We start from the raw sequence: 25,010 nt of genomic DNA, 5'->3' as shown, positions 1-25,010 counted from the left end.
AGCCTACGCGGCGCCGGTACCGGCGTCGTCGTCCTGCCGGGGACCGGGGTCGCCGAACGTCGAGCCCAGCAGCTCCTTGCGGATCTGCAGCAGGTACAGCCAGATGAGCACGAACACGCCGCCGACGATCCACATCGCACCGTTGATCAGCCCGGTCAGCAGCAGCGGCACCTGCAGCGCGGTGGCGACCAGCAGTCCCTGCGGACGGCGTTGCAGCCCGCTGGCCAGCACGAGGACGACGGCCAGCACGAGCAGCAGCGTGAGCCGGACGCCGTCCAGCCCCTCCTCGGTCTGCGCGATGCCCCGCGGCACGAACAGCACGGCGATGCCCTCGAGCACCAGCACGGCGGCCGCGGACCCGCGCAGCGCCCGCGCGGCCCGCTGCGGGTCCGGGGCGGTCACGCCCGCGTCCCGCCCATGAGGGTGCGGGCCTCCCCCGCCGTGACGACGCTGCCGGTGACCAGCACGCCGGAGCCGCCGAGCGCGTCGTCCGGACCGGCCTCGGCCAGCTCGATCGCCTCGGTGAGGGCCTCGGGGAGCCGGGGCGAGACGCTGACCCGGTCGGCACCGAAGACGTCCACGGCCAGCGCGCCCAGCTCGTCGGCGGGCATCGCGCGCGGCGAGCCGTTCTGGGTGACCACCAGTTCGGCGCAGACCTCCTCCAGCGCGGCAAGCATCCCGGCGACGTCCTTGCCGTGGACGACGCCGACGACCCCGACCAGCCGGGTGAAGTCGAAGGACTCGCGGACCGCGTCGACGGTCGCTGCCATGCCGGCGGGGTTGTGCGCGGCGTCGACCAGGACCGTCGGGCTGGTGCGCACGCGCTCCAGCCGGCCCGGCGAGCGGACGGCGGCGAACGCGGCGCGCACGGTCTCCTGGTCGATCGGCCCGGTGGCCGCGCCCGCGCCGAGGAACGCCTCGACGGCGGCGAGCGCGGTGGCGGCGTTCTGCGCCTGGTGGGCGCCGAAGAGCGGGAGGAACAGCTCCTCGTACTCGCCACCCAGGCCCTGCAGCCGCAGCTGCTGACCGCCGACGGCGACCCGCCGGTCGAGCACGCCGAACTCGGTGCCCTCGCGGGCCACCACGGCCTCCACCTCGACCGCGCGGCGGACCAGCGCGTCGAGGGCCGCCGGCTGCTGGCGGGCGAGCACCGCGACGGAGTCGCGCTTGACGATCCCGGCCTTCTCGCCGGCGATCGTGCCGACGTCCGGCCCGAGGTACTCGGCGTGGTCCAGCGCCACGGGCGTGACGACGGCGACCCGCGCGTCGGCGACGTTGGTGGCGTCCCAGGTGCCGCCCATGCCGACCTCGACGACGGCGACGTCCACCGGCGCCTCGGCGAAGGTCGCGTAGGCCATGCCGACCATGACCTCGAAGAAGCTCATCGGGTGCTCGCCGGCGGCGTCGACCATCTGCACGTAGGGGGCGATGTCGTCGTAGGTCTCGACGAACCGCTCGGCGCTCACCGGCTCGCCGTCGAGCACGATCCGCTCCCGCACCGACTGCAGGTGCGGGCTGGTGAAGCGGCCCACCCGCAGGCCGAAGCCGCGCAGCAGCTCGTCGACCATCCGCGCCGTCGTCGTCTTGCCGTTGGTGCCCGCCACGTGGACGACGGGGTAGGCGCGGTGCGGGGAGCCCAGCAGGTCGACCAGGGCGGAGATGCGGCCCAGCGAGGGCTCCAGGCGGGTCTCCGGCCAGCGGGCCAGCAGCTCATCCTCGACGCGGGTCAGGTCGCTGCTCATCCTCTCCAGGATGCCAGCCGCCCACTTCCTAGACTCAGGTACATGGTCACCGACACCCGCACCCCGGACGCCCCCGTGCCGCAGGCACCCATGGACGTGGCGCCGGGAGCGTCGGTCGGCGTACCGGAGAAGCCGTCGCTGGACGGGCTCGAGGAGAAGTGGGCCGCCCGCTGGGCGGAGGCCGACACCTACGCCTTCGACCGCGCGGCCGCGCTGTCGGCGCCGCGGGAGCAGACGTACTCGATCGACACCCCGCCGCCGACCGCGAGCGGGTCGCTGCACGTCGGGCACGTGTTCAGCTACACGCACACCGACATCGTCGCCCGCTACCAGCGGATGCGCGGCAAGCACGTCTACTACCCGATGGGCTGGGACGACAACGGCCTGCCCACCGAGCGCCGGGTGCAGAACTACTACGGCGTCCGCTGCGACCCGTCGCTCCCCTACGACGAGGGGTTCCAGCCCCCGGCCGAGCCGGGCAAGGAGCAGGTGCCGGTCTCGCGGCGCAACTTCGTGGAGCTGTGCATGCAGCTCACCGAGGAGGACGAGGCCGCCTACGAGCAGCTGTGGCGGCGGGTGGGCCTGTCGGTGGACTGGACCAACGTCTACCGGACGATCTCCGAGACCTCCCGCGCCACCGCCCAGCGCGCCTTCCTGCACAACCTCGCCCGCGGCGAGGCCTACGCCCAGGAGGCGCCGACCCTCTGGGACGTCACCTTCCGGACGGCGGTCGCGCAGGCCGAGCTCGAGGACCGCGAGCGCCCGGGCGCCTACCACCGGATCTCGTTCCACTCGCCCGACGGCCTCGTCTTCATCGAGACCACCCGGCCCGAGCTGATCCCGGCCTGCGTGGCGCTGGTCGCCCACCCCGACGACGAGCGGTACCAGCCGCTGTTCGGGACGACGGTGCGGACGCCGCTGTTCGACGTCGAGGTGCCGGTGGTCGCGCACCGCCTCGCCGAGCCGGACAAGGGCTCGGGCATCGCGATGATCTGCACCTTCGGCGACCTCAACGACGTCACCTGGTGGCGCGAGCTGCAGCTGCCCACCCGCGCGATCGTCGGCTGGGACGGCCGGCTGCTGCCCGACGCGCCGTCCGGCGTCCCGGCGGAGACCTACGCGGAGCTGGCCGGGAAGACGGTGTTCAGCGCGCAGCAGCGGATCGTTGAGATGCTGCGCGAGTCCGGCGACCTCGAGGGCGAGCCGAAGCCGATCACCCACCCGGTGAAGTTCTTCGAGAAGGGCGAGCGGCCGCTGGAGATCGTCACCACGCGGCAGTGGTACATCCGCAACGGCGGCCGGTCCCCCGAGCTGCGGGACGCGCTGATCGCCCGCGGTCGGGAGATCCAGTGGGTGCCCGAGCACATGCGGCACCGCTACGAGAACTGGGTCGAGGGCCTCAACGGCGACTGGCTGATCAGCCGACAGCGGTTCTTCGGCGTCCCGTTCCCGGTCTGGTACCGGCTGGACCCCGCGGGCGAGCCGGTGTTCGACGAGCCGCTGCTCGCCCCCGAGTCGGCGCTGCCGGTCGACCCGTCGTCCGACGTGCCCGACGGCTTCACCGAGGACCAGCGCGGGGAGCCCGGCGGCTTCATCGGCGACCCCGACGTCATGGACACCTGGGCGACGTCGTCGCTGTCGCCGCAGGTGGCCTCGGGCTGGGACACCGACCCGGAGCTGTTCGCGCACGTCTTCCCGATGGACCAGCGCCCGCAGGCCCACGACATCATCCGCACCTGGCTGTTCTCCACCGTCGTCCGCTCGCACTTCGAGCACGGCACGGTGCCGTGGACGCACGCCACGATCTCCGGCTTCGTCGTCGACCCCGACCGCAAGAAGATGTCGAAGTCGAAGGGGAACGTCGTCACGCCGATCGACGTGCTCGAGCGCTACGGCACCGACGCGGTGCGCTGGCGGGCCGCCGGTGCCCGGCCGGGCGCGGACTCGCCGTTCGACGAGGCGCAGATGAAGGTCGGCCGCCGGCTGGCCATGAAGGTCCTCAACGTCGGCAAGTTCGTGCTGGGACTGGGCGCGGGGACGGTGGACCTGTCGACGGCGGCCGGCCGGATCACCCAGGCGATCGACAAGGGGCTCTTCGACGAGCTCGCCGCGGTCGTCGACGACGCCACCGCGGCGATGGAGGCCTACAACTACACGAAGGCCCTGGAGCTGACCGAGGAGTTCTTCTGGTCGTTCTGCGACGACTACGTCGAGCTGGTCAAGTCGCGGGCGTACCGCACCGGCCCCGAGGCGGAGTCCGCCCAGGCCGCGCTCGCGCTGGCCCTCTCGGTGCAGCTGCGCCTGCTGGCGCCGGTGCTGCCGTTCGTCACCGAGGAGGTGTGGTCCTGGTGGCAGAGCGGGTCCATCCACCAGGCCCCCTGGCCCACGACCGCCGAGCTTCCGGCCGACGGGCAGTGGGTGGTCCTCACGGCCACGGCCGAGGCGCTGTCCGCGGTGCGCAAGGCGAAGTCGGAGGCCAAGCAGTCCATGCGGGCCGACGTGGAGTCGGCGACCGTGGCCGCGCCCTCGCCCGAGCTGGTCGAGGCGGCGCGGGACGACCTGGTCGACGCCGGGCGCATCCGCTCGCTGTCGATCGTGCCCAGCAGCGACGGCGAGCTCACCGTCGACGTCGTCCTCGCCCCGCCCGCGGAGTCCTGACCCCGCCTGCGCGGTGCTGTGCGGTCGTGGCGCGGTCTGAGCCCGGGATGCACCACAACTGCACATCACCCCGGCCTCCACAGGCGCGCCGGCGCTCCACAGCACCAGTGCGCCGATCCCATTCGGCCGGCGCGAGACCCACGGTGGCGGGGTGGCACCTGACCTCCTCGCCCTGCTCGGTCCCCACGGTGTCGCCCGCACATCCGAGCTGGCCGGGCTGGTCGACCGGCACACCGTCGGCCGTTGGGTCGCCGACGGCCGGTTGCTGCGGCCGCACCGGGGCGTGCTCGTCGCGCCGAGGTGCTGGGACGAGTGGCCGACCCGCGCACTCGCCGGCGTGCTCGCCACCGGCGGGACGCTCAGCCACGGCTCGGCCCTGGCTGCGTGGCGGGTCGTCGAGGACGTCGGTTCGGTGCACGTGTCGGTCCGGGCCGGCCGCCGCGCGCTGCGCAGTCCGGGCCTCGTCGTCCACCGGGTGCAGGACCTCGTCACCGACCGGCTCGGCCCCCTCCCCGTCACGCCGCTCCCCCGGGCGCTCGTCGACACGTGGGGCTGGGCGCACGGCCGGTCCGGTTCCCGCCGCACCGTGGAGCGGGTACGAGCCGCTGTGATCGAGACGCTCCGCGATCGTCGGGTGAGCGTGGCGCAGCTGCGCACCGAGGCAGCCCGCCGGCCGGCGCTGCCGGGCAACCGAGAGCTCGTGACGCTGGCTGGTCTCGTCGAGCAGGGTTGCCAGAGCGAGCTGGAGATCTGGGGCGTGCGCGAGGTCCTGCGGGGACCGGGGATGCCGCCCTTCGTCCAGCAGCACCGCGTCGTCCTGCCCACCGGGGTCGTCCACCTGGACGCCGCGCTGCCCGAGCTCAGGGTGGCCGTCGAGCTGGACGGCGCTGCCTTCCACGGCAGTGCGGAGGCGCGGGAACGCGACACCCGGCGGGACGTGGCCCTGGCTGCGCTGGGGTGGGTGGTGCTGCGCTTCAGCTACCGGCGGCTCACGCGGGAGCCAGATGCCTGTCGCCGCGAGATCCTGCGCGTCTGCCGAGCGCGGGAGGCGCTGCTCGCCCTCAGGTGATGTGCGCTTCCGGTGCACCTGCGGCACCCGAACGCACCACAGGTGCACATCACCGGGGGCCAGGAACGCAGCGAGCCCGCCCCCGGGGAGGGGACGGGCTCGCAGACGGTGCGACGGGCTAGGCCGACTTCTCGCGGGGGGCGCGGTTGGGCTTGCGGGGCACGATCGTCGGGTTGACGTGCTCCAGCACGACCTCCCGGGTGATCACCACGGAGGCGACGTCGTCCCGGCTGGGGACGTCGTACATCACCGACTGCAGCACCTCCTCCATGATCGCGCGGAGGCCGCGGGCGCCGGTGCCGCGGAGGATGGCCTGGTCGGCGATCGACTCGAGCGCGTCGTCGGTGAAGTCCAGCTCCACCCCGTCGAGCTCGAACAGCCGCCGGTACTGGCGCACCAGGGCGTTCTTCGGCTCGGTGAGGATGTTCATCAGCGCGTCGCGGTCGAGCTTCTCGACGCTGGTGATCACCGGGAGCCGGCCGATGAACTCGGGGATCATGCCGAACTTCAGCAGGTCCTCGGGCATGACCTCGGCGAAGGCGTTGGCCTCGTCGATCTCCTTCTTGCTGCGGATCTCCGAGCCGAAGCCGATGCCCTGCTTGCCGGCCCGCTGCTCGATGATCTTCTCCAGCCCGGCGAAGGCGCCGCCCACGATGAACAGCACGTTCGTCGTGTCGATCTGGATGAACTCCTGGTGCGGGTGCTTGCGACCGCCCTGCGGGGGCACCGACGCCGTCGTCCCCTCGAGGATCTTCAGCAGCGCCTGCTGCACGCCCTCGCCGGAGACGTCGCGGGTGATCGACGGGTTCTCGCTCTTGCGGGCGATCTTGTCGACCTCGTCGATGTAGATGATGCCGGTCTCGGCCCGCTTGACGTCGTAGTCGGCGGCCTGGATCAGCTTGAGCAGGATGTTCTCGACGTCCTCCCCGACGTAGCCGGCCTCGGTGAGGGCGGTCGCGTCGGCGATCGCGAAGGGGACGTTGAGCATCCGGGCCAGGGTCTGCGCGAGGTGGGTCTTGCCGCAGCCGGTCGGGCCCATCAGCAGGATGTTGGACTTGGCCAGCTCGACGGAGTCGTCGCGGCTGCCCGCGCCGCCGGCCTGCACCCGCTTGTAGTGGTTGTAGACCGCGACGGAGAGCGCACGCTTGGCCTTGTCCTGGCCGATGACGTACTGCTCGAGGAAGTCGTGGATCTCCTTGGGCTTCGGCAGCTCGTCGAACTTCAGGTCCGACGACTCCGAGAGCTCTTCCTCGATGATCTCGTTGCAGAGGTCGATGCACTCGTCGCAGATGTAGACCCCGGGGCCAGCGATGAGCTTCTTGACCTGCTTCTGGCTCTTCCCGCAGAACGAGCACTTGAGCAGGTCACCGCTCTCACCGATTCGTGCCACCTGCTGACCTCCACCTCGGGGGAATCAGGCTCCCGGATCAGGTGCCTGCCTGTGAACTGGTGCGTGTGTCCCGTGCTCGGCCCCGCTCGTCGGCGAGGCCCTCCACCCGGCACCTCGGGCCGGGGATCGGACGTTCGCCGACCGTACCTGCCGGCACCGGCCTCGGAGGGCGATGACTCGCCCGGTCGCGGAGGTGCCTGGTCCTCATTCGTCCCGCGTCCCCCGACGGTACGGGTCGAGCGCCCGACACGCGCGCACTCGACCCGTCCCGAATGGGGCGTCAGCCCGGGAGCGCGTTGAGCTTCCGGCTCTGGATGACCTCGTCGACGATGCCGTAGGCCTTGGCCTCCTCGGCGGTCAGGATCTTGTCCCGGTCGATGTCGGCACGGACCTGGTCGGCCGTCCGGCCGGTGTGCCGCGCCAGGATCTCCTCCATCTGCTTGCGGACCCGCTCGATCTCCGCCGCGTGGATCTCCAGGTCGGAGACCTGGCCGCCGGCCTCGCCCGAGGGCTGGTGGATCAGCACGCGGGAGTAGGGCAGCGCGAGCCGCTTGCCGGGGGTGCCGGCGGCGAGCAGGACGGCGGCGGCCGAGGCGGCCTGGCCCATGCACACGGTCTGGATGTCGGGCCGGACGAACATCATCGTGTCGTAGATGGCCATCAGCGAGGTGAAGGAGCCACCGGGCGAGTTGATGTAGATGGTGATGTCGCGGTCCGGGTCGGCCGACTCGAGCGTGATGAGCTGGGCCATCACGTCGTTGGCCGAGGCGTCGTCGATCTGCACCCCGAGGAAGATGATGCGCTCCTCGAAGAGCTTGTTGTACGGGTTGGACTCCTTCATGCCGTAGCTCGTGCGCTCCACGAAGGAGGGCAGGATGTATCGGCTGGAGGGCATCTGGAAGCTCATCGTCAGTCCCTCCGGACTCAGTTGTCGGCGACCGGGTTGGTGGAGTCGGTCATCGTCGCGCGGCTGACCACGTGGTCGACCATCCCGTACTCGAGGGCCTCCTGCGCCGTGAACCAGCGGTCGCGGTCGGAGTCCTTCTCGATCTGCTCGACGGTCTGACCGGTGTGCTGCGCCTGCAGCTCGTTGAGCTCGGTCTTCGTCCGGCGGAACAGGTCGGCCTGGATCGCGATGTCGGCCGCGGTGCCGCCGACGCCGGCCGACGGCTGGTGCATCATGATCCGCGCGTGCGGCAGGGCGTAGCGCTTGCCCGCGGTGCCGGCCGTCAGCAGGAACTGGCCCATCGAGGCGGCCAGGCCCATGCCGTAGGTGGCGACATCGCAGTCGATGAACTGCATCGTGTCGTAGATGGCCATGCCGGCGCTGACGGAGCCACCGGGCGAGTTGATGTAGAGGTGGATGTCCTGCTTGGGGTCTTCCGCCGACAGCAGCAGCATCTGGGCGGCGAGCTGGTTGGCGATGACGTCGTCGACCTGGCTGCCGAGGAAGATGATGCGCTCGCGGAGCAGGCGCTCGTAGACCGAGTCGTTGAGGTTCATCCCCCCGGCCGCGGCACGCATCAGCGGCGCGCTCACCGGGTTCGGGTTGGTGCTCACGGGTGCGGTGACCTCCGTTGGACTGTCGGGCAGTCGGTCTGGCTGGGCGGGAGTGGTGCCGGCGCCGGGACGCCGTGGTGGAGCGGTGCCCACGGAGCCGGTCCGGGCCTACGACGACCCTAACGCGCGCGCCGGAGGGGGCAGTCCCGACGCGGGGGGTGTTCGCCGTCGGCGCAGCGGGGTGGGCCCTGCGCCGGGTCCCGGACGACCGACGCCGCCCCTCCCCGGGGCGTGGGGCGGGACGGCGTCGGTCGTGCGGCGGGGGCCTTGCTCAGCTCTTGGTGACGTCCTCGGTGTCGGTGGTGGCGCCCTCGGTGGCCTCGACGGCGGCCGCGTTGGCGACCTCGGCGTCCGGGGCCTCCTCGGCGGCGCCGTCCGTGGAGGTGTCGTCCTCCGCGGCCGTCACGTCGTCCTCGGCGTCGTCCCCGGCCGTGGCCGGGGCCTGCACCGTCTTCGGGCGCAGGGCCTCGAGGTCGACGACGTTGCCGGAGGCGTCGGTGATCGTCGTCTGCTCGAGCAGCTGGGCGAGGGTCTTGGTGCGGCGGACGTCGGCGACGAACTCGGCGATGTTGCCGCCCTGCTGCAGCTGCTGGGCGTACTGCTCCGGGCTCATCCGGTTGCGCTGGGCCTGGGCCATGATCTGCGCCGAGAGGTCCTCGTTGTCGACGGTGACCTCACGGGCGTCGGCGACGGCGTCCAGGAGGAACTGGGTGCGCACCGCCTCCTCGATGTTCTTGCGCTGGTCGGCGTCGTAGGCCTCCTGGCTCTCGACCCCGGACATCTGCAGGAAGCTGTCCCAGTCCATCCCGGCCTGCTGCAGCTCGTTCTGCATGGCCCGGTTGCGCCACTCGATCTCGCGCTCGACCAGGTTCTCCGGGATCGGCACCTCGACGGTCTCCAGCAGGTGCTCGACCAGCTTGTCGCGGGCCTGCGCGCCCTGCTGCAGCACCTTGGTGCGCGCCAGCCGGGTGCGGACGTCCTCGCGCAGCTCCTCGAGGGTGTCGAACTCACTCGCGGTGGAGGCGAACTCGTCGTCCAGCTCCGGCAGCTCCTTGGTCTTCACCGAGCGGACGGTGACGGTGACGTCGGCCGTCTCCCCGGCGTTGGGGCCCTGCTGGAGCGCGGTCTGGAAGGTCGTGGACTCCTCGGCCGACAGCCCGCGGACGGCGTCGTCGAGGCCGTCCATGAGGTTGCCGGAGCCGACCTCGTAGGACATGCCGGTGGTCGAGCCGTCCTCGAGGACCTCGTCGCCGAGCCTGGCCTCGAGGTCGATGGAGACGAAGTCGCCGTCCTCGGCGGCCCGGTCGACGTTGGTGAGCATGCCGAAGCGCTCGCGCATGACCGAGATCTGCTGGTCGATCTCCTCGTCGGTGACCTCGACGTCGTCGACGGTGACCGCGAGCTCGTCGAGGGAGGGCAGCTCGACCTTGGGCGCGACGTCGACCTCGGCGGTGAAGGCGAGGGTGTCGTTGTCGTCGAGGCGGGTCACCTCGATGTCGGGCTGGCCCAGGACGCGGACCTGGTTCTCGCGCACGACCTCGGAGTAGACCTCGGGGATGGCGTGCTGGACGACCTGCTCGAGCACGAGCGGGCGGCCGATGCGCTGGTCGAGGACCCGGTTGGGCACCTTGCCGGGGCGGAAGCCGGGCACGCGGACCTGCTTGCCGAGTTCCTTGTAGACCTCACCGAAGGCGTGGTCCAGGTCCCCCCACGGCACCTCGATCGCCATCCGGACCCGCGTGGGGCCCAGTTCCTCGATGGTGCTCTTCACAGCGGCAGTGCTCCTCGATCGACAGACGGGATGGGGCGCCGGGCAGGATGGACGACGCCGGATCGACCCCCGAGTCTAGAGACAGCCGGGGAGGCGCCGGTCCGGCGGGACGGGGCCGCGACGGCGGTCGGGGTGACAGGATTTGAACCTGCGGCCCCCCGCTCCCAAAGCGGGTGCGCTACCAAGCTGCGCCACACCCCGTGGCGGCTCGAGTCTAGGTGTCGCCCCACAACGGTCGGCGCGACGCGGGCCGCCGACGGCCGGCCTGCCCGCGGGAGGTCGCCGACGCACGGGGTCCGGAGACGGCCCGACCCACCCCCCGGCACCCGGCCCGGAGGCGTGCCGCCGACCCCACTATCTGAAAACGGTTTTCATTGTTGTTAGCCTGCGCGGACCCTTCGGGAGGAGAGAGATGGCGGGCAACAGGTCGGTGCTCACGGGCTCGGCGGTGCTCTCGGCGCTGCTGGTCGGCTGCACCGGGACGTCGGGAGCGGACGGGCCGGCGCAGGACGCGGACGTGCTGAGAGTGGTGGGCCCGTTCGAGATGCACGGCCTCGACCCGGCGACCAGCGAGGGCTTCTTCACCCGGCTCGGGGTCGCCGAGACGCTGGTCGAGGCCGACGGAGACGGCCGTCTCGAGCCCGGCCTGGCGACGGCGTGGGAGGAGTCGGACGGCGGGACCGCGTGGACCTTCACCCTCCGGCCGGACGCCGTCTTCCACGACGGCAGCGAGGTGACCCCCGAGGCCGTGACGGCCGCCCTGGACGCCGCGCGGGACGAGCCGGCCTCCCCGCTGGCCGGCGCACCGGTGCGCGCGGTGACCGCCGAGCCCGGCGGCGTCCGGATCGAGCTGGACCGGCCGTACGCGCCGTTGCCGGCGGTGCTCGCCCACACCAGCACGCAGGTCCTCGCGCCGGCCTCGTTCGGGGCGGACGGCCGGGTCGAGGAGGTCATCGGTTCGGGCCCCTACCGCGTCGAGCGGGTCGAGCTGCCGTCGGTCATCGACGTCGTGGCCTCCGACGGCTGGACCGGGGACCGCCCCGACGTGGAACGGATCTCCTACCAGGCGGTCGGCCGTGCGGAGTCCCGCGCGCTGATGGCCGAGAGCGGGCAGGCCGACGTCACCTTCGGCATCGACCCGGTGAGCCGTCAGCGGGTCGAGGGGGCGGACGGCGTGCAGATCGCCTCGGTGACGCTGCCGCGGAGCATCCTGCTCAAGGTCGACGCCGGGCACGAGGTCCTCGGTGACGTGCGGGTGCGGCAGGCGCTCAGCGCCGGCCTGGACCGCGAGGCGATGGCCGCGGCCCTGCTGCGCGACCCCGAGATGGCCGCCACCCAGCTGTTCCCGCCGTCGCTGCGGGAGTGGCACGACGAGAGCCTGCCGGCGCTCGAGCACGACCCCCGGACCGCCCGCGAGCTGCTCGCGGAGGCCGGCTGGACGCCCGGCCCGGACGGGGTGCTGACCCGCGACGGCGAGCGGTTCGAGGTGTCGCTGCGCACGTTCCCGGACCGGCCGGAACTGCCCGTCCTCGCGACGGCCGTGCAGGACGCGCTCGGGGAGCTGGGCGTCGCGGTCGAGGTGCAGGTCGGCAACTCCAGCGACATCCCCGCCGGGCACCAGGACGGCACCCTGGAACTCGCCCTGTACGCCCGCAACTTCGCCCTGGTCCCCGACCCGCTCGTGACCCTGCTCGGCGACTTCCGCCCCGAGGGGGCCGACTGGGGCGCGATGGGCTGGAGCGACCGGGCGCTCACCTCGACCCTCGCCGACCTGGCCGGCGGCGCGGACGGCGCGACGGCGGACGCCGGACGGGAGGCGGTCGCCGGCATCCTGCAGGCCCAGCTCCCCGTCATCCCCGTGGCCTGGTACCGGCAGAGCGCCGTGGTCAGCGACCGCGTCGAGGGCTTCACGCTCGACCCGCTGGAGCGGTCGTGGCGGCTGGACGAGCTGAGCTGGTCCTCGTGACGAGCGTGCCGCTCCGAGCGGCGGCCCGGCAGGTCGGGTCGGCGGGTGGGGCCGGGCCGGCCGGGGACGGGGCGCGGCCGGGCCGCCTGGCGCGCCGCGCCGCCATCCGCCGCGTGCTGGCCCAGCGCTGCGTGCAGGCGGTCTCGGTCACGGTGCTGGTGTCGACCGCCTGCTTCGCCGTCGTGCAGACCCTGCCGGGGGACGTCGCCATGCGCATCGCCGCCGGCCGGTACGGCTACGACGGGGTGACCGCCGCGACGGCCGACGCCGTGCGCGCGGAACTGGGACTGGACGCACCGGCCTGGCAGCAGCTGCTGCGCTGGTGGGCCGACCTGCTGCGCCTGGACCTCGGCACGTCCCTGGTGACCGGCCGCGACGTGGGCGCGGAGCTGGCGCTGCCGGTCGCGAGCAGCCTGCAACTGGCGGCGGTCGCGCTGCTGCTCGCCGTCGTCGTCGGCGGCGCTGTCGGCACGGCGGCGGCCCGGCGTCCCGGTGGCCTGCTCGACCGGCTGACGACGGTGTGGGTCGCCGGCGCTCGGGCGCTGCCACCGTTCCTGCTCGGCCTGCTGCTGATCGTCGTGTTCTCCGTCCACCTGGGCTGGCTGCCGGCGGTCGGCCACGGGTCGGCGTCGAGCGTCGTGCTGCCCGCGGCCACGCTCGCCGTCGGCCTCTCCGGGCTGTTCGCGCGGGTCACGCGGGACACGGTGGCGCAGATCGGCGGGTCGGCGTTCGTCGCGTTCGCCGAGACCAAGGGGCTCCGCCGGCGCGCCGTCCTGGTCCGGCACGTGCTGCGCAACGCCGGCCTGACCCTGGTCGCCTACCTCGGGGTGCAGGCGGTGCTGCTCGTCGAGGGCGTCGTCGTCGTCGAGAGCCTGTTCGCCTGGCCGGGCCTCGGGCACGCCCTGGTGCACGCCATCTTCTGGCGCGACGTCCCGGTCCTCCAGGCGGCCGCGGTGGCGCTCGCGCTGCTCGTCGTCCTGGTGAACACCGTGGTCGACCTGGCCGGGCTGGCGCTGGACCCCCGTCCCCGCCGCCGCGAGGTGGTCCCGTGAGCAGCGCGCTGGCGGCCAGCCCTCCGCTCCCCCGGATGGCGGTCGGACGGCTGTCGGGCACCCAGCGGTGCGCCGCGGCGGTCCTGGTGCTGCTGGTGCTCTTCGCCGTGGCCGGGCCCTGGGTGTGGCCGGACCCGGTGGCGCAGGACCTGTCCCGCTTCCTCCAGCCGCCCGGCCTCGCCGAGCCGCTGGGGCGCGACCACCTGGGCCGCAGCGTCGTGTCCCGGCTCGCGCACGCCACCCGGCTGTCGCTGCTCATGGCGCTGGCCTGCGTCGCGACCGCCGCCCTCGTCGGCACGCTCGCCGGCGTCCTGGCGGCGTGGCGCGGCGGGGTCGTCGACACCGTGCTGCACGGGCTGTCGGAGGCGTTCGTCGCGCTGCCGGCCCTGCTCGTCGTCCTGGTCGCCTCGGCGATCGCGGACGGCGGCCTGTGGCCCCTCTACGCGGGCCTCGCGCTGGCCCAGTGGGTCGAGTACTTCCGGGTCGTCCGAGCCCGCAGCGCCGTCCTGCTGGGCGGCCCGGCCGTCGAGGCCGCGGGCCTGCTGGGCCTGGGACCGGTGCACGTGCTGCGCCGGCACCTGTGGCCGGACCTCGCTCCGCTGCTGACCACGATGGCCACCTTCGGTCTCGGGACGTCGGTCCTGGCGCTGTCGACCCTCGGGTTCGTCAGCGTGGGCGTCGCGCCGCCCACCCCGGAGCTGGGCCAGATGGTCACCGAGGCCTTCCCCTTCTACGACGAGGCGCCGTGGATGTCCCTGGCCCCCGTCCTGGTCCTGGTCGCCGTCCTCCTCGGCCTGCTGGGCCTGCGCGGCAGGGAGGGCGGCTCGTGAGCGTGCACGTCGAGGAGCTCGTGGTGACCTCGGCGGGGCGGCCGCTCGTCGACGTCGCGGACGTCGGTCTGCCGCCCGGCCGGGCCGTGACGATCGTCGGCGAGAGCGGCTCGGGCAAGTCGCTGCTCGCGCACGCGGTCATGGGCACGCTCGCCCCCGAGCTGGAGGCCCGCGGGCGGCTGCGGCTGGACGACACCGGCTACGACGTGGCCGAGCGGGGGAACCGCCGGCACCTGTGGGGACGGCGCATGGCGCTGCTGCCGCAGGAGCCGGTGCTGGCGCTGGACCCGACCATGCGCGTCGGGGAGCAGGTCGCCGAGGGCGCGCCCGGCTTCCGCTCCGACCGGCGCGGGGGACGGCGCCGCGCGGCCGAGCTGCTCGCCGCGCTCGGGCTCGGTGGCTGGGCCCGGGCCCACCCGCACACCCTGTCCGGCGGCATGGCGCAGCGGGTGGCCTTCGCCGCCGCGACCATCGGCGGCGCCGGCGTGCTCATCGCCGACGAGCCCTCCAAGGGCCTGGACGACGCGGCCCGCGACGCGCTCGCCGCCCTGCTGCGCCGCCACCTCGAGGGCGGCGGGGTGCTGCTGACGATCACCCACGACCTGGACCTGGCGCGCCGGCTCGGCGGCGACGTCCTCGTCATGCGCGACGCCGGCGTGGTGGAGCGCGGACCGGCGGAGGAGGTGCTCGACCGGCCGGCCCACCCGTACACCCGCCGGCTGCTGGCCGCCGAGCCCGGCCGGTGGACGGCACGCCCCCGGTCCGGTGGGTCCCCGGGTGGCGCCCCCGTGCTGGTGTCGGCCGACGGCGTGGGCAAGGGCTTCGACGGCAGGAGCGTGTTCGCGGACGTCTCGCTGACCATCCGCGGCGGCGACCGCCTGGCGCTCACCGGCCCCAGCGGCTCGGGCAAGACCACCCTCGGCGGCGTGCTGCTCCGGCTGCTCGCGCCGGACAGCGGCAGCGTGCGGCACGCACCCGAGCTGGCTCGCGGCCGGCTGCAGAAGCTCTACCAGGACCCCGCCGTGGCGTTCCCCGCCCGGGTCCCGATCGGCACCGGCCTGCGGGACCTCCTGCACCGGCACCGGCCGGAGCCCGGCCGCCTGGAGGACCTCATGACGGCGATGCGGCTCGGCGAGCCCTTGCTGCGGCGCCGCCCCGGTCAGGTGTCCGGGGGCGAGCTGCAGCGGCTGGCGATCATCCGGGCGATGCTGCTGGACCCGCTGCTGCTCTTCGCCGACGAGCCGACCTCGCGCCTGGACCTGGCGACCCAGCAGGAAACGATCGGCTGCCTGACGGACCAGGTCGACCGGGCCGGGTGCGGGCTGGTGCTCGTGACCCACGACCGCGCCCTGGCCCGGGCCGTCTGCGACCGGGAGGTGTCGCTGACGCCGGAGCCGGCCGGGGTGCCCGGGTCCCGCTGACCGCGACCGGGTCAGTCCCCTCCCCCGGGCCGGACGTCCCGCCCGCTGTCCGGCTCCGGGGAGGCCCGGTGGCAGTCCGCGCAGGTGCCGAAGATCTCCACGGTGTGGCTGGGGTCGGCGAAGCCGTGCTCCTCGGCCACCCGCCCCGCCCACCGCTCCACCGCCGGACCCGCCACCTCGACGGTGCGTCCGCACACCCGGCAGACGAGGTGGTGGTGGTGCTCGGTGCTGCACCGGCGGTAGAGGGCCTCGCCGGAGTCGGTCCGGATGGAGTCCAGCTCGCCGTCCTCCGCGAGGGACTGCACCGCCCGGTAGACCGTCGTCAGCCCGACCGCGTCGCCGGCTTCGCGCAGCCGCGCGTGCACGTCCTGGATGCTGTGGAAGCCGTTGAGCCTGGAGAAGATCGTGCGGACGGCATCGCGTTGACGGGTCACCCTGGCCACTCCCCCATGATCGCGCCTGCGCGACGGGGAGCGACGCGCCCCTCCCCCGGCACCGGCCCTGCTCGTGATCTTTGGGCGCTAGATGGAAACGATTGTCGTTTGCGTCTAGGCTGACGGCATGACCGACCACCGCACGCCCCTGGTGCTCGTCACCGGCCTCCACCGGCGCCTGTGCGCCCAGGTCGGCACGAGGTTCCTGGACCGGCCCGGCACCGTGGTCGTCCACCACGACGTCAGCCGGCTGGGCGAGGGCGTCGTCCTGCGGTCCGAGCGGGAGCGCACCGGCACCGGCGTCGTCGAACGGTCCACCGCGGTGGAACTGGCGCACGGCTGCCTGTCCTGCACGCTGCGGCTGGACCTGCTGCCGCTGCTGCGCAGGCTCGCCCGCCGGGACGACGTGAGCCGGGTGGTGCTGCACCTGGACCCCGCGCTCGAGACCGAGCACCTCTGCTGGGCCGTCGGGGACGTCGTGCTGGACGAGGAGCCGCGCGGCCTGCCGGAGACGGCCGGGGACCGGGTCCGGGTGGACGGCGTCCTCGCGGTGGTCGAGGCGGCGAGCTGGCTGGACGACGTCACGAGCGGCGACGACCTCGGCGACCGGGGGCTCGCCGCCACACCGGACGACGAGCGCACGCTGGCCCAGGTCGCCCTGGCACAGGTGGCCTGCGCCGACGCCGTCGTGCTGGCCGGCCCGCCGGCCGACGCCTGGGCCGGTGCCCGGCTCGACGCCGTCCTCGACCGGCTCGTCCCCTCGGCGCCGCGCGCCGACCTGCGCCTGCACCCGGACCGGTTGCTGGCGGCCGTGGGACCGGCGGCCCGCCGCGGGCGGGTCTCCTCCGCCCACGATCCACTGCTGGCGGGCGAGCCTCCGCGCGGCGAGGACTGCGGCGTGCAGCTGGTCCGCTTCAGCCCCGACCGGCCGCTGCACCCCGGGCGGCTGCACGACGCGCTCGACGTCCTCCTCGACGGGGTGGTGAGCAGCCGCGGCCGGCTGTGGCTGGCCAGCCAGCACGACCGGGCGGTGTGGCTGGAGTCCGCCGGTCCCGGGCTCCGCATGGGGGACGCCGGGCCCTGGCTGGCCACGCTGGACGACGAGGCCTGGTCGGCGGTCGACCCGCAGCGCCGGGTGTCCGCCGCGCTGCGCTGGGATCCCGTCCACGGCGACCGGCACACCGAACTGGTCGTCCTCACCCACCGGCAGCCGGTCCTGGCGATCACCGCCGCCCTGCACGCCGCCGTCCTGACCGACGAGGAGTGGGCCGCCGGCCCCGAGGCGTGGCGCCGGTACCGGGACCCGTTCGGCAGCTGGCACGAGGACCCGTGCGAGGCCTCCGGCCCCGCCGACGACAGCAGCACGTCCGCGACCAACCGAGAGGAGCGCTCCTGATGCGCGCAGGCATCCACCCGGAGTACCGCACGGTCGTCTTCCGGGACGCCGCCAGCGGCGCCACCTACCGCACCCGGTCCACCGCGGTCACCGACCAGACCATCGAGCTGGACGGCGAGACCCTGCCGCTGGTGGTGGTCGACATCAGCGCGGCCTCGCACCCCTTCTGGACCGGCAACCAGCGGGTCCTCGACACCGCGGGCCGGGTCGAGCGCTTCAACCAGCGCTACGGCGCCCGCCGGAGGGGCTGACCGATGGCGGTCCCCAAGCGGCGCACGTCGCGGTCCAGGACCCGCTCCCGCCGCGCGCAGTGGAAGGCCACGCCGGTCCCGCTCGTCCGGGTCCGGGTCGACGGGGTGGAGCAGCTCGTCCCGGCCCGCCTCCGCAAGGCCGCCGAACGAGGACTGCTCCGGTGACGGGCCGAGGCGCCGAGCCACCGCCGGCCGCCGGGGACCCCGGCGGGCCGCTGCTGGCACTCTGCGTCGGGCACCGGTGTTCCGCGCTGCGGGCGCTGGCCGGGACGCAGGACGGCGTCGCCGAGCTACAGGAGACCGTGCGCCGCAGCCCAGGGGGCGTCCTCGTCACGGCCGGCTGCCTCGGCCCCTGCGCGTTGGCCGCCGTGGCCGTGGTCGCCCACCGCGACGGCGCGACCGGGGGGTGCGGCGGCACGGTCTGGCTCGCCGGCGTCCACGAGGCACCGCGGGCCGAGGCCCTGGCGGACTGGATCGCCGCGGGCGGCCCGACGGGGAACGGCGATCCGGACGCCGACCTGCCCGTCCCGCTGGTCGAGGCGGTCGCCGGCCTGGGCCCGCCCGTTGGGCTCCCGCACGGGACGGGCTGACCCTTCGCCGGCCCACGTCGGCGTCGAGACCAGGACGTAGGGGGCGGATCCGGGGCCTCGTCGGGCGCCCCTGCGGCCCTCGGGTCACGAGGGCGCTACCCTCATGCCGGACCGGAAGCCCCGCTCATCTCGATCTGGTGGGTCTTCTCGCGGAGAGTACGGGGTCCCCCGCACGTTCTCTCCGACCGTTCCGCGGGTGTAGCTCAATGGTAGAGCCCCAGCCTTCCAAGCTGGCCATGCCGGTTCGATCCCGGTCACCCGCTCCACGTTCTGACCAGCTCGTATGCCTGTCTGCGCAGCTCAGCGGGGCAGTCCCGCCCCTTCCGTGCCTTAACGGTGCTGCCCCCTGTTGACCGCTGACCACCGGCTTTGGCCGGTGCTTAAGGCACGCGTAAGGCACGGCCTGAGCGCTCGCCGGCACGTGACTCCGAGCGGCAGAGGGGCGTGGGCCGACGAACGAGGGCCCGTCGAGTCACCTCCGCCGATTCTGCTGCGCAAGGCGCCATGCTTTCCGCACGAGACGGCGACCGATGGGACGGTCTCCAACCCCTCCGGGCTCGGGCACCGGTAGGCGGCAGGCGTCCCGCCCCCGTTTCCTCTCCCACTGCCAGTCATGCATTTGCCCGGCAGGGACCGGAATCCCGCGGCATCTACGCGGGAGGACTGCTCCGAACGGGGCAGGAAGCGGCATGACCCGGCAGGGCCGATGAGGTCATGGCGTCGCTCCCGACAGCGTTGGGCTACCGGCACCGCCCAGTTCACGGCTGCGCGAGCCGCCGCAAGAACGACGCGTCCGGACTCGGCGGTACCGCGGGCCGGCGGAAACCGCGCCCCTTGGCCTCTCGTCACTCCTACGGGGCAGTGCAGCTACAGCGACGCGAGTAGGGCGTCGATGGCGGGAGCATGTCCGACACGGCGGCACCTACTCCGCTCACCAGTGCCTACGAGTCGCTGGCCGAGTCGCGACGGGCCGCGCTGGAAGTGATCGACATTCTTGAGTCGTTCAGCGACATGTACATCGGGGTGGACCCGGACTGGGTGATCACCTACATCAACGCGCAGGCCGAGGCGCGGCTGAACGTCCGCCGCGACGAGGTCGTCGGGCGGAACGTCTGGGAGCGGTTCCCCGACCTGCTCGGCACCCCGATCGAGGACGCCTATCGCGAGACCGCCCGCAGCAGACGGCCTCTGACGGTCGAGGCCTTCTACCGCGCCGCCAACCTCTGGTCCGAGACACGGGTGTTTCCGCTGCGCCGGGGAGGGCTGGGCGTCTACTTCCGCGACATCACCGACCGACACAACATGGAGCAGGAGCGGGAACGGGCGCTCGACGCCGAGCGGGCCGCGCGTCAGGTGGCCGAGCAGGCTCAGCTGGACCTCGCACACCAGGCCACCCATGACGACCTCACCGGCCTGCTGAACCGCGCCGGTCTCCGGCAGCAGGTCGAGGCCTACCTGGCCCTGTGGCCGACGGCCCAGATCACCGTCCTGCTGATCGACCTCGACCAGTTCAAGCTGGTCAACGACAGCCTGGGTCACGGCGTCGGCGACCGAGTGCTCACCGCCTTCGGGCAACGACTGCACGAACTCGCAGGCCCGACCGACCTGGTGTGCCGATTCGGCGGCGACGCCCAAGCGGTCGTCCTCTTCGACGCCTCCCCCGAGGAGGCGACCCGGAGGGCCGAGGAAATCCTCGCCGTCGCCCGGCAACCGATCGAATCCTGTTCACAGCTGACCGTCACCGTCAGCATCGGCCTCGCCCGTACCGACGATGCGGCGGACCTGGACGACCTGCTGCAGCAGGCCGACGCCGCCGTCTACCGCGCGAAGGCCGCCGGTAGGGACCAGGCCGCCTGGTTCGACGAGCAGATGCACCTGGAGACGGTGCGCCGGATGCAGACCGAGCACGACCTGCGGCTGGCTCTCGAGTGGGACGACTTGTTCCTCGTCTACCAGCCGGCTTTCGACCTGCGGTGCGAGCGCATCAACCACGTCGAGGCCCTGGTCCGCTGGCAGCACCCGACACGAGGCCTCATTCCGCCACTGGACTTCATCCCCGTCGCCGAGGACTCCGGCCTGATCCACCAGCTCGGCGAGTGGGTGCTGGCACGCGCCGTCGAGCAGGCGGCGCGCTGGGCCCACATTCCGGATCTGCGTGTCTGGATCAACGTCTCTCCACAGCAACTGGCCCACCGGGGGCTGGCCGACAGCATCGCCGCCCACCTCAACCGGGTGGGTCTGCCCGGCTTCCACCTCGGCATCGAGGTGACCGAGTCGACACTGGCCGACAGAGACAGCCTCACCCAGGCCCTGTGCGACATCCGCAACCTCGGGGTGCACGTCGCCATCGACGACTTCGGCACCGGCTACAGCTCGCTCGCGCGGCTCAGCAAGTTCCCGGTCGACGTCATCAAGATCGACCGGTCGTTCGTCACCGACGTGTTGACCGCCCGCGGCGAGGCCGTACTCGCCGGCATCGTCACCCTCGCTCACGCCACCGGCGCTCACGTCATCGCCGAGGGCGTCGAGACCGAAGCACAACTGGCGGCGCTGAGCGCCCTCGGCGTGGACAGCGCCAGTGGATACCTGCTCGCCCGCCCATCGGAGCCGGACCACCTGCCGTTCCCGCGGGCATCAGACCGGTCGCTCCGGGGGCGCCCCGCACTGCACCCCAGCCTGCAGCGCCTCTTGCAGAAACTCGCTACCGGCGACTAACCCGCCCGGCCCACGCCACCGAGCGGCGCCCAATGGGGCGCTGCAGCAGCAGCTGGAGAAGGTCGCCGGGCACCGGCCGCCCATGCTCCGGACACTCGCCCGGGTAGGTGTCCCGTCCCGCGCTGCTCCTGGTTGAGAGGCAGGCTTGCCGGCCGTTCCATCTGCCCGGAGAGGGCCGACGCCTTCCTGGCGGTCCTTGACATGGTTAGAAGTGGCGAGGCAGTCAAGGACGGATGTCAGCAGCGACTCAGGGCGTCACTCCGGTGGAGGAACGCCCTGGTCAACGGGGTGGAGCTGAGGGGACTCGAACCCAGACCCACACTGCCAGGCCGTCATGTTCGCGTTCAGGTCGGTTCACTGCGGTTCCGTAATGCCATTGACCTGGACGTTCGGACTGCCGTGACCACCCGGGGACAACCGCGAACGACGTCAACTGCAACCGCAACTGCAACCAGCGAGTTTCTGATCGCCGTCTCCGCGACGAGCCCTTCGTGCATACCCTCGCTGTCCACGGTGCCGGGGTCTCCCCTGCCTGCTGCTGCACCAAGACGATCGTTTCCCGCCGCCGCGACGCCGGGCACCGCTGGTCCGGACTAGGTGCCATGCTGCAGGGGACGTCCCGCGAAAGGTGGTCGTCGTGCACCGATCCGACGGCAGACGGCCGTCGCTCCCCGCAGCCGGCGATGGACCGCCCGAGGCGGTGCTCGACGTGGTGACGAACTGCCCGTTGCCTTCGTTGCTGCTCGCGGTGCCGTCCGAGCAGATCCTGGCCGCGAGCGGTGTGGCCGAACGCCTGTTGTGCCCGGACGGCGGTTCGCCGGTGGACCGAAGCCTCGAGGACTTCGCCGCCGACGAGCCGACCGGCGCGCTCGACCTGATGGTGTCCGGGCGCCTGGACGGCTACGAGGCGCGGCGCACCATTCACCACGGCGACCGGACGGTCCCGGTGACCGTGTGGATCCGCGTGGTGGACGGACAGGAGAGACGCAGGTTCGCGCTCGCGAAACTGCTGCCCGACCCCGCGGCCATCGGAGAGGCGCTGCGGCGACCGGAGGGAGCGACCGCCGAGGCGGTCGTCGGCTCGACCGATGCGCATCTGACGGTGGATCGCGTCAGCACGGACGTCGCCGCGCTGCTGGACCACCGAGCGGCAGACGTGGTGGGCCAGTCACTGTTCAGGCTTATCGATACGCCCGATGCGCGGCCGCTGTTGCAGGCGCTGGCGCGCGGTGCCGACACCGGCCTGGGCACGAGCCTCTCGGTGCGCCCGCAGCTGTTCGGCTTCCGCGCGAGCCGCTGCCAGCTGCTGCTGCTGCTGCTGCTGCTGCCGATGGAGCCCTCACCGAGCTTCGCCTTCGCGTTGGTGGACGAGGAATCCGCCGACGCGCTGACCTCCGCGCTGGGCATGAAACAAGCGTTGTGGCAGTTCGACGAGGTCCTGCGGTCGGCCACCGCGTCACGGATGGCCGCGGAACTGCCTGCGGATCCGGGGCTGGGCCGGCTGTCCGGGCGCGAGTTGGAGATCGTGATGCGGCTGATGAACGGTGACCGGGTGCCGGCGATCGCCGAGTCGCTGTTCCTGAGCCCCAGCACGGTGCGCAACCATCTCTCGGCCGTGTTCCGCAAACTGCGCGTCGGATCGCAGCAGCAGCTCATCCATCTGCTGCGCAGGACGGACGCCCCGTCCAGCTGATCGTGACACTTCGCCCATACCGCGGCAGGCGCTGGCCGTCGATGCTCGGGGCGTGACCGGCGGACGCACCCCTGGCGAGCACCCCGCGAAGGGCGTGCCTGCCGGTCGACCGCGGCCGCCGGTCACTCATCGTGCGGGTCGACGATGGTCAGCGAATCCGCAGGCGTCTCCGTCTCCGGTGGCCGTCCTCCGTCGACCTGTCCTGCCGTGGAGCTGAGGCAGCTCGAGCACTTCCTCGCCGTCGTGGAGGAGGGTCGAGGAGCGGGGACTGCATCGCGACGTCCGGCTCGAAGTCACCGACTGGCACTCGGTCGTGACGATGGTGCAACGGGGCGTGGGAATCGCGTACGGCCCCAAGGCGTGCATCGACCTGGAGACCTTCGCCGCTCGTTCGGTCGATCCAACCGCAGTCTTGCGGCGTTGGATCGAGCCGCGCGTTGGCGCGATCGCTGACCACGAACGCGCCACGCTGCCCCAGTGGCCCCCATGCCGGCACCACCACGACTCAGGCGGCTCTCCCGGTGGGAAAACGGCCTGGTCAAGGAGTGGGAGCCTGGCGAAAAGCAAACCCGCAGGTCCATGCCCACGAATGGCGATGACCCGTTCGAGTTGCACACGAATCGACGCGGGTTTGCACACGCCTCTGCGGGCGTCGCTCCGACCTCCACGACGCCCGGACCGCCGTGCTGATCTTCGCGCCGAGACGACCGTCCGCGTAGAGGACCGTGGGGAGCCGACGTTCAGCAGTGACACCGTGTGTGCCACACCATTCATGGGGTGTGCCCACGCCGCGGGCGGCTCGGCCACGGCTTCGACGCCCACCGAGGTCTGCGTGGGTTCCCTTCCGAGATGAGCCATCGCGGCGGGGCCGTGCGGCCCGCTCACCGCCGTCCCCTTCCGGCGAGATCCGGCCATGTCGCCAGGCCCCGCCGTCAGCGCCGGCCGAGGTCGGCGGTGATCCGCTCGGCGGTCTCCACCAGCAGCGGGACGACGTTCCGCTCCAGCTCGCCGCGGCTCGACCGGCCCGCGGAGGTGGAGGATGCCAGCGCGGCGACCACCTGGCCGGTGCGGTCGCGCACCGGGGCCGACGCTGACAGCAGGCCTAGCTCGAGCTCCTCGTCGACGATGCTCCAGCCGTCGGCCCGGACGCGGGCGAGCTCGGCGCGCAGGGCGGACGGATCGGTCACCGTCCGCGGAGTGATCGGCCGCAGGGGCCGCCGGTTGAGCACCGAATCGACCACGGGTACGGGCGCCCAGGCCAGCAGCACCCGGCCCATCGACGTCGCGTGCGCCGGCACACGGGTGCCCACCGAGACGTTGATGCTCATGATCCGGCGCACCGGCACGCGGGCGACGTAGACGACGTCGTCGCCGTCCAGCGTCGCCAGCGAGGCCGACTCGTGGGTCTCCTCCGCCAGGCGCAGCAGGTGCGGCTGGGCCAGCTCGATGAGGGCGTGCGAGGCCGTGTAGTGCTGGCCGATCGCGAGCACACGCGGGGTCAGCGACCAGCGGCCCCCGGACCCGCGCACGTACCCCATCCGCTCCAGCGTGATCAGGAAGCGCCGCACCGCCGGGCGGGAGAAGCCGGTGATCTGCGCCAGCTCGGCCAGCGTCGGCTCGGGATGCTCCTCGTCGAAGGCGAGCAGGACGGCGATCCCACGCTCCAGGCTCTGCACGTGATCGCGGTCGACCTGGGGGGACTCGCCGGTGGAGTCGTCTGCGATGGCCATCGGCCTCATCTTCCTGCACCGGAGGGGTTGACGCGCCAGGTGACGCACAGCACACTGCATGCACGCGCTGCGATCAGATTGTACGCATAGCGGGCAGTAGACAACCTGCAGGCACGGCCGGCGACCTCGACGAGGAGATCCCCCGATGCTCGACCCACGAACGATCCGCAACGCCTTCGGCCGCTTCGCCACCGGCGTCACCGTGGTCACCTGTGCCAAGGACGACGGCCTCCCCCACGGGGCCACCGTCAACGCGTTCACCGCCGTCTCCCTCGAACCGGCCCTGTGCCAGGTGACGCTCACCCGGCAGTCGAAGGCCTGCGGCTACCTGGAGGACGCGCCGTTCGCGGTCAACGTCCTGTCCTCGGCGCAGCTGGACACGGCGTGGCACTTCGCGGGCCGGCCGCAGTCCCCGGAGCCGGAATGGGCCGAGGGTCCGACCGCCCCCGTTCTCGTGGGCAATGCGGCGACCATCTCGTGCCGGCCCTGGCGCACCTATGACGGTGGCGACCACCTGATCGTCATCGGCGAGGTCGCCGACCTCCAGGTCGCCGACGAGGAGCCCCTCGTCTTCTTCAGCGGCCGCTTCCGCGAGCTGGCCGCCCCGGCGACCGGCATCCACTGGGCCGGGTCCATGGACTGCCCGGAGCTGGGGTGGTTCGACGCCTCGACCACCTTCACCCCGCTGCACTCCCACGAGCACCGCGCCGCCTCCTGAGCTCCGCGCGGCCCCTGCACCACC

Annotated in this window: 21 protein-coding genes and 2 tRNA genes; 14 read left to right on the top strand and 9 right to left on the bottom strand. The window is 72.9% G+C overall.

Annotated features, from left to right (window positions below):
- Positions 1 to 3: 3 nt before the first annotated feature.
- Positions 4 to 402, bottom strand: a complete 399-nt coding sequence (locus BLR12_RS14145) for a DUF4233 domain-containing protein (RefSeq protein ID WP_091379191.1) — start codon at positions 400 to 402, stop codon at positions 4 to 6.
- Positions 399 to 1,742 carry a bifunctional tetrahydrofolate synthase/dihydrofolate synthase gene (locus BLR12_RS14140; protein WP_091379188.1) on the bottom strand — a complete coding sequence of 448 codons (1,344 nt, stop codon included), beginning with the start codon at positions 1,740 to 1,742 and terminating at the stop codon, positions 399 to 401. The genes BLR12_RS14145 and BLR12_RS14140 overlap by 4 nt, the downstream gene beginning before the upstream one ends.
- Positions 1,743 to 1,784: 42 nt before the next feature.
- Here BLR12_RS14140 and valS point away from each other — a divergent pair, with 42 nt between their 5' ends.
- Together valS and BLR12_RS14130 are read left to right on the top strand one after the other, a co-directional pair.
- Positions 1,785 to 4,400: a valine--tRNA ligase gene (gene valS / locus BLR12_RS14135; RefSeq protein WP_091379185.1), complete on the top strand. Its 2,616-nt coding sequence runs from the start codon at positions 1,785 to 1,787 to the stop codon at positions 4,398 to 4,400.
- Positions 4,401 to 4,551: 151 nt separating this feature from the next.
- Positions 4,552 to 5,469 carry a DUF559 domain-containing protein gene (locus BLR12_RS14130; protein WP_091379182.1) on the top strand — a complete coding sequence of 306 codons (918 nt, stop codon included), beginning with the start codon at positions 4,552 to 4,554 and terminating at the stop codon, positions 5,467 to 5,469.
- A gap of 118 nt (positions 5,470 to 5,587) precedes the next feature.
- Here the strand turns inward: BLR12_RS14130 and clpX are convergent, their stop codons facing one another.
- The 5 genes from clpX to BLR12_RS14105 all read right to left on the bottom strand — a co-directional run bounded on the left by clpX (position 5,588) and on the right by BLR12_RS14105 (position 10,391).
- Positions 5,588 to 6,859 carry an ATP-dependent Clp protease ATP-binding subunit ClpX gene (gene clpX, locus BLR12_RS14125; protein WP_091379180.1) on the bottom strand — a complete coding sequence of 424 codons (1,272 nt, stop codon included), beginning with the start codon at positions 6,857 to 6,859 and terminating at the stop codon, positions 5,588 to 5,590.
- A gap of 280 nt (positions 6,860 to 7,139) precedes the next feature.
- The gene (locus BLR12_RS14120) at positions 7,140 to 7,766 is read right to left on the bottom strand and encodes an ATP-dependent Clp protease proteolytic subunit (protein WP_091379177.1); all 627 of its coding nucleotides are present in this window, start codon (positions 7,764 to 7,766) and stop codon (positions 7,140 to 7,142) included.
- A 17-nt stretch (positions 7,767 to 7,783) separates the two neighbouring features.
- On the bottom strand, positions 7,784 to 8,383 hold the full coding sequence (locus BLR12_RS14115; protein WP_091379933.1) for an ATP-dependent Clp protease proteolytic subunit: 600 nt from the start codon (positions 8,381 to 8,383) through the stop codon (positions 7,784 to 7,786).
- 307 nt (positions 8,384 to 8,690) lie between these two features.
- Positions 8,691 to 10,190, bottom strand: coding sequence for a trigger factor (gene tig / locus BLR12_RS14110; protein WP_091379175.1), 1,500 nt, complete (start codon positions 10,188 to 10,190; stop codon positions 8,691 to 8,693).
- A gap of 127 nt (positions 10,191 to 10,317) precedes the next feature.
- A tRNA-Pro gene (locus BLR12_RS14105) sits at positions 10,318 to 10,391 on the bottom strand.
- A 211-nt stretch (positions 10,392 to 10,602) separates the two neighbouring features.
- Here BLR12_RS14105 and BLR12_RS14100 point away from each other — a divergent pair.
- Genes BLR12_RS14100 through BLR12_RS14085 form a run of 4 tightly spaced genes read left to right on the top strand, consistent with a single transcriptional unit; the run spans position 10,603 to position 15,459 of the window.
- A complete protein-coding gene (locus tag BLR12_RS14100) occupies positions 10,603 to 12,156 on the top strand; it encodes an ABC transporter substrate-binding protein (protein WP_091379172.1) in 1,554 nt (517 codons plus the stop codon).
- Between the two features lie 5 nt (positions 12,157 to 12,161).
- Complete coding sequence (locus BLR12_RS14095; protein ID WP_218120672.1) at positions 12,162 to 13,208, top strand: ABC transporter permease; 1,047 nt, start codon at positions 12,162 to 12,164, stop codon at positions 13,206 to 13,208.
- Positions 13,205 to 14,038 carry an ABC transporter permease gene (locus BLR12_RS14090; protein WP_218120671.1) on the top strand — a complete coding sequence of 278 codons (834 nt, stop codon included), beginning with the start codon at positions 13,205 to 13,207 and terminating at the stop codon, positions 14,036 to 14,038. Before BLR12_RS14095 ends, BLR12_RS14090 begins: the two co-directional genes overlap by 4 nt.
- Entirely contained in the window at positions 14,035 to 15,459 is a 1,425-nt protein-coding gene (locus BLR12_RS14085; protein ID WP_091379170.1) for an ABC transporter ATP-binding protein, read from the top strand. The genes BLR12_RS14090 and BLR12_RS14085 overlap by 4 nt, the downstream gene beginning before the upstream one ends.
- An 11-nt stretch (positions 15,460 to 15,470) precedes the next feature.
- On the opposite strand, the gene BLR12_RS14080 is transcribed toward BLR12_RS14085, so the two are convergent.
- Positions 15,471 to 15,893, bottom strand: a complete 423-nt coding sequence (locus BLR12_RS14080; protein ID WP_304440648.1) for a Fur family transcriptional regulator — start codon at positions 15,891 to 15,893, stop codon at positions 15,471 to 15,473.
- Positions 15,894 to 16,020: 127 nt separating this feature from the next.
- On the opposite strand from BLR12_RS14080, the gene mrf reads away from it, so the two are divergent.
- From mrf to BLR12_RS14045, 7 genes are all read left to right on the top strand, one after another.
- The gene (gene mrf, locus BLR12_RS14075; RefSeq protein WP_091379165.1) at positions 16,021 to 17,289 is read left to right on the top strand and encodes a ribosome hibernation factor-recruiting GTPase MRF; all 1,269 of its coding nucleotides are present in this window, start codon (positions 16,021 to 16,023) and stop codon (positions 17,287 to 17,289) included.
- Positions 17,289 to 17,540 carry a type B 50S ribosomal protein L31 gene (locus BLR12_RS14070; RefSeq protein ID WP_091379163.1) on the top strand — a complete coding sequence of 84 codons (252 nt, stop codon included), beginning with the start codon at positions 17,289 to 17,291 and terminating at the stop codon, positions 17,538 to 17,540. The genes mrf and BLR12_RS14070 overlap by 1 nt, the downstream gene beginning before the upstream one ends.
- A 3-nt stretch (positions 17,541 to 17,543) precedes the next feature.
- Positions 17,544 to 17,705 (top strand): 50S ribosomal protein L32, encoded by a 162-nt coding sequence (gene rpmF / locus BLR12_RS14065; RefSeq protein WP_091379160.1) that lies wholly within the window; start codon positions 17,544 to 17,546, stop codon positions 17,703 to 17,705.
- Complete coding sequence (locus BLR12_RS14060; protein ID WP_091379158.1) at positions 17,702 to 18,130, top strand: hypothetical protein; 429 nt, start codon at positions 17,702 to 17,704, stop codon at positions 18,128 to 18,130. Before rpmF ends, BLR12_RS14060 begins: the two co-directional genes overlap by 4 nt.
- A gap of 192 nt (positions 18,131 to 18,322) precedes the next feature.
- Positions 18,323 to 18,396, top strand: a tRNA-Gly gene (locus BLR12_RS14055).
- A gap of 637 nt (positions 18,397 to 19,033) precedes the next feature.
- Complete coding sequence (locus tag BLR12_RS14050) at positions 19,034 to 20,845, top strand: putative bifunctional diguanylate cyclase/phosphodiesterase (RefSeq protein WP_091379157.1); 1,812 nt, start codon at positions 19,034 to 19,036, stop codon at positions 20,843 to 20,845.
- 700 nt (positions 20,846 to 21,545) lie between these two features.
- Positions 21,546 to 22,538, top strand: a complete 993-nt coding sequence (locus BLR12_RS14045) for a helix-turn-helix transcriptional regulator (protein ID WP_091379154.1) — start codon at positions 21,546 to 21,548, stop codon at positions 22,536 to 22,538.
- 932 nt (positions 22,539 to 23,470) lie between these two features.
- Here BLR12_RS14045 and BLR12_RS14040 read toward each other — a convergent pair.
- Positions 23,471 to 24,268 carry an IclR family transcriptional regulator domain-containing protein gene (locus BLR12_RS14040; protein WP_218120670.1) on the bottom strand — a complete coding sequence of 266 codons (798 nt, stop codon included), beginning with the start codon at positions 24,266 to 24,268 and terminating at the stop codon, positions 23,471 to 23,473.
- 145 nt (positions 24,269 to 24,413) lie between these two features.
- Here BLR12_RS14040 and BLR12_RS14035 point away from each other — a divergent pair, with 145 nt between their 5' ends.
- The gene (locus BLR12_RS14035) at positions 24,414 to 24,986 is read left to right on the top strand and encodes a flavin reductase family protein (protein ID WP_091379150.1); all 573 of its coding nucleotides are present in this window, start codon (positions 24,414 to 24,416) and stop codon (positions 24,984 to 24,986) included.
- Positions 24,987 to 25,010 lie beyond the last annotated feature (24 nt).

The sequence above is a fragment of the Geodermatophilus sp. DSM 45219 genome, from assembly GCF_900104025.1.
Lineage (GTDB): Bacteria > Actinomycetota > Actinomycetes > Mycobacteriales > Geodermatophilaceae > Geodermatophilus.
The sequence above is the reverse complement of the archived record's forward strand: the minus strand, read 5'-3'. Positions and strand labels throughout refer to the sequence as shown.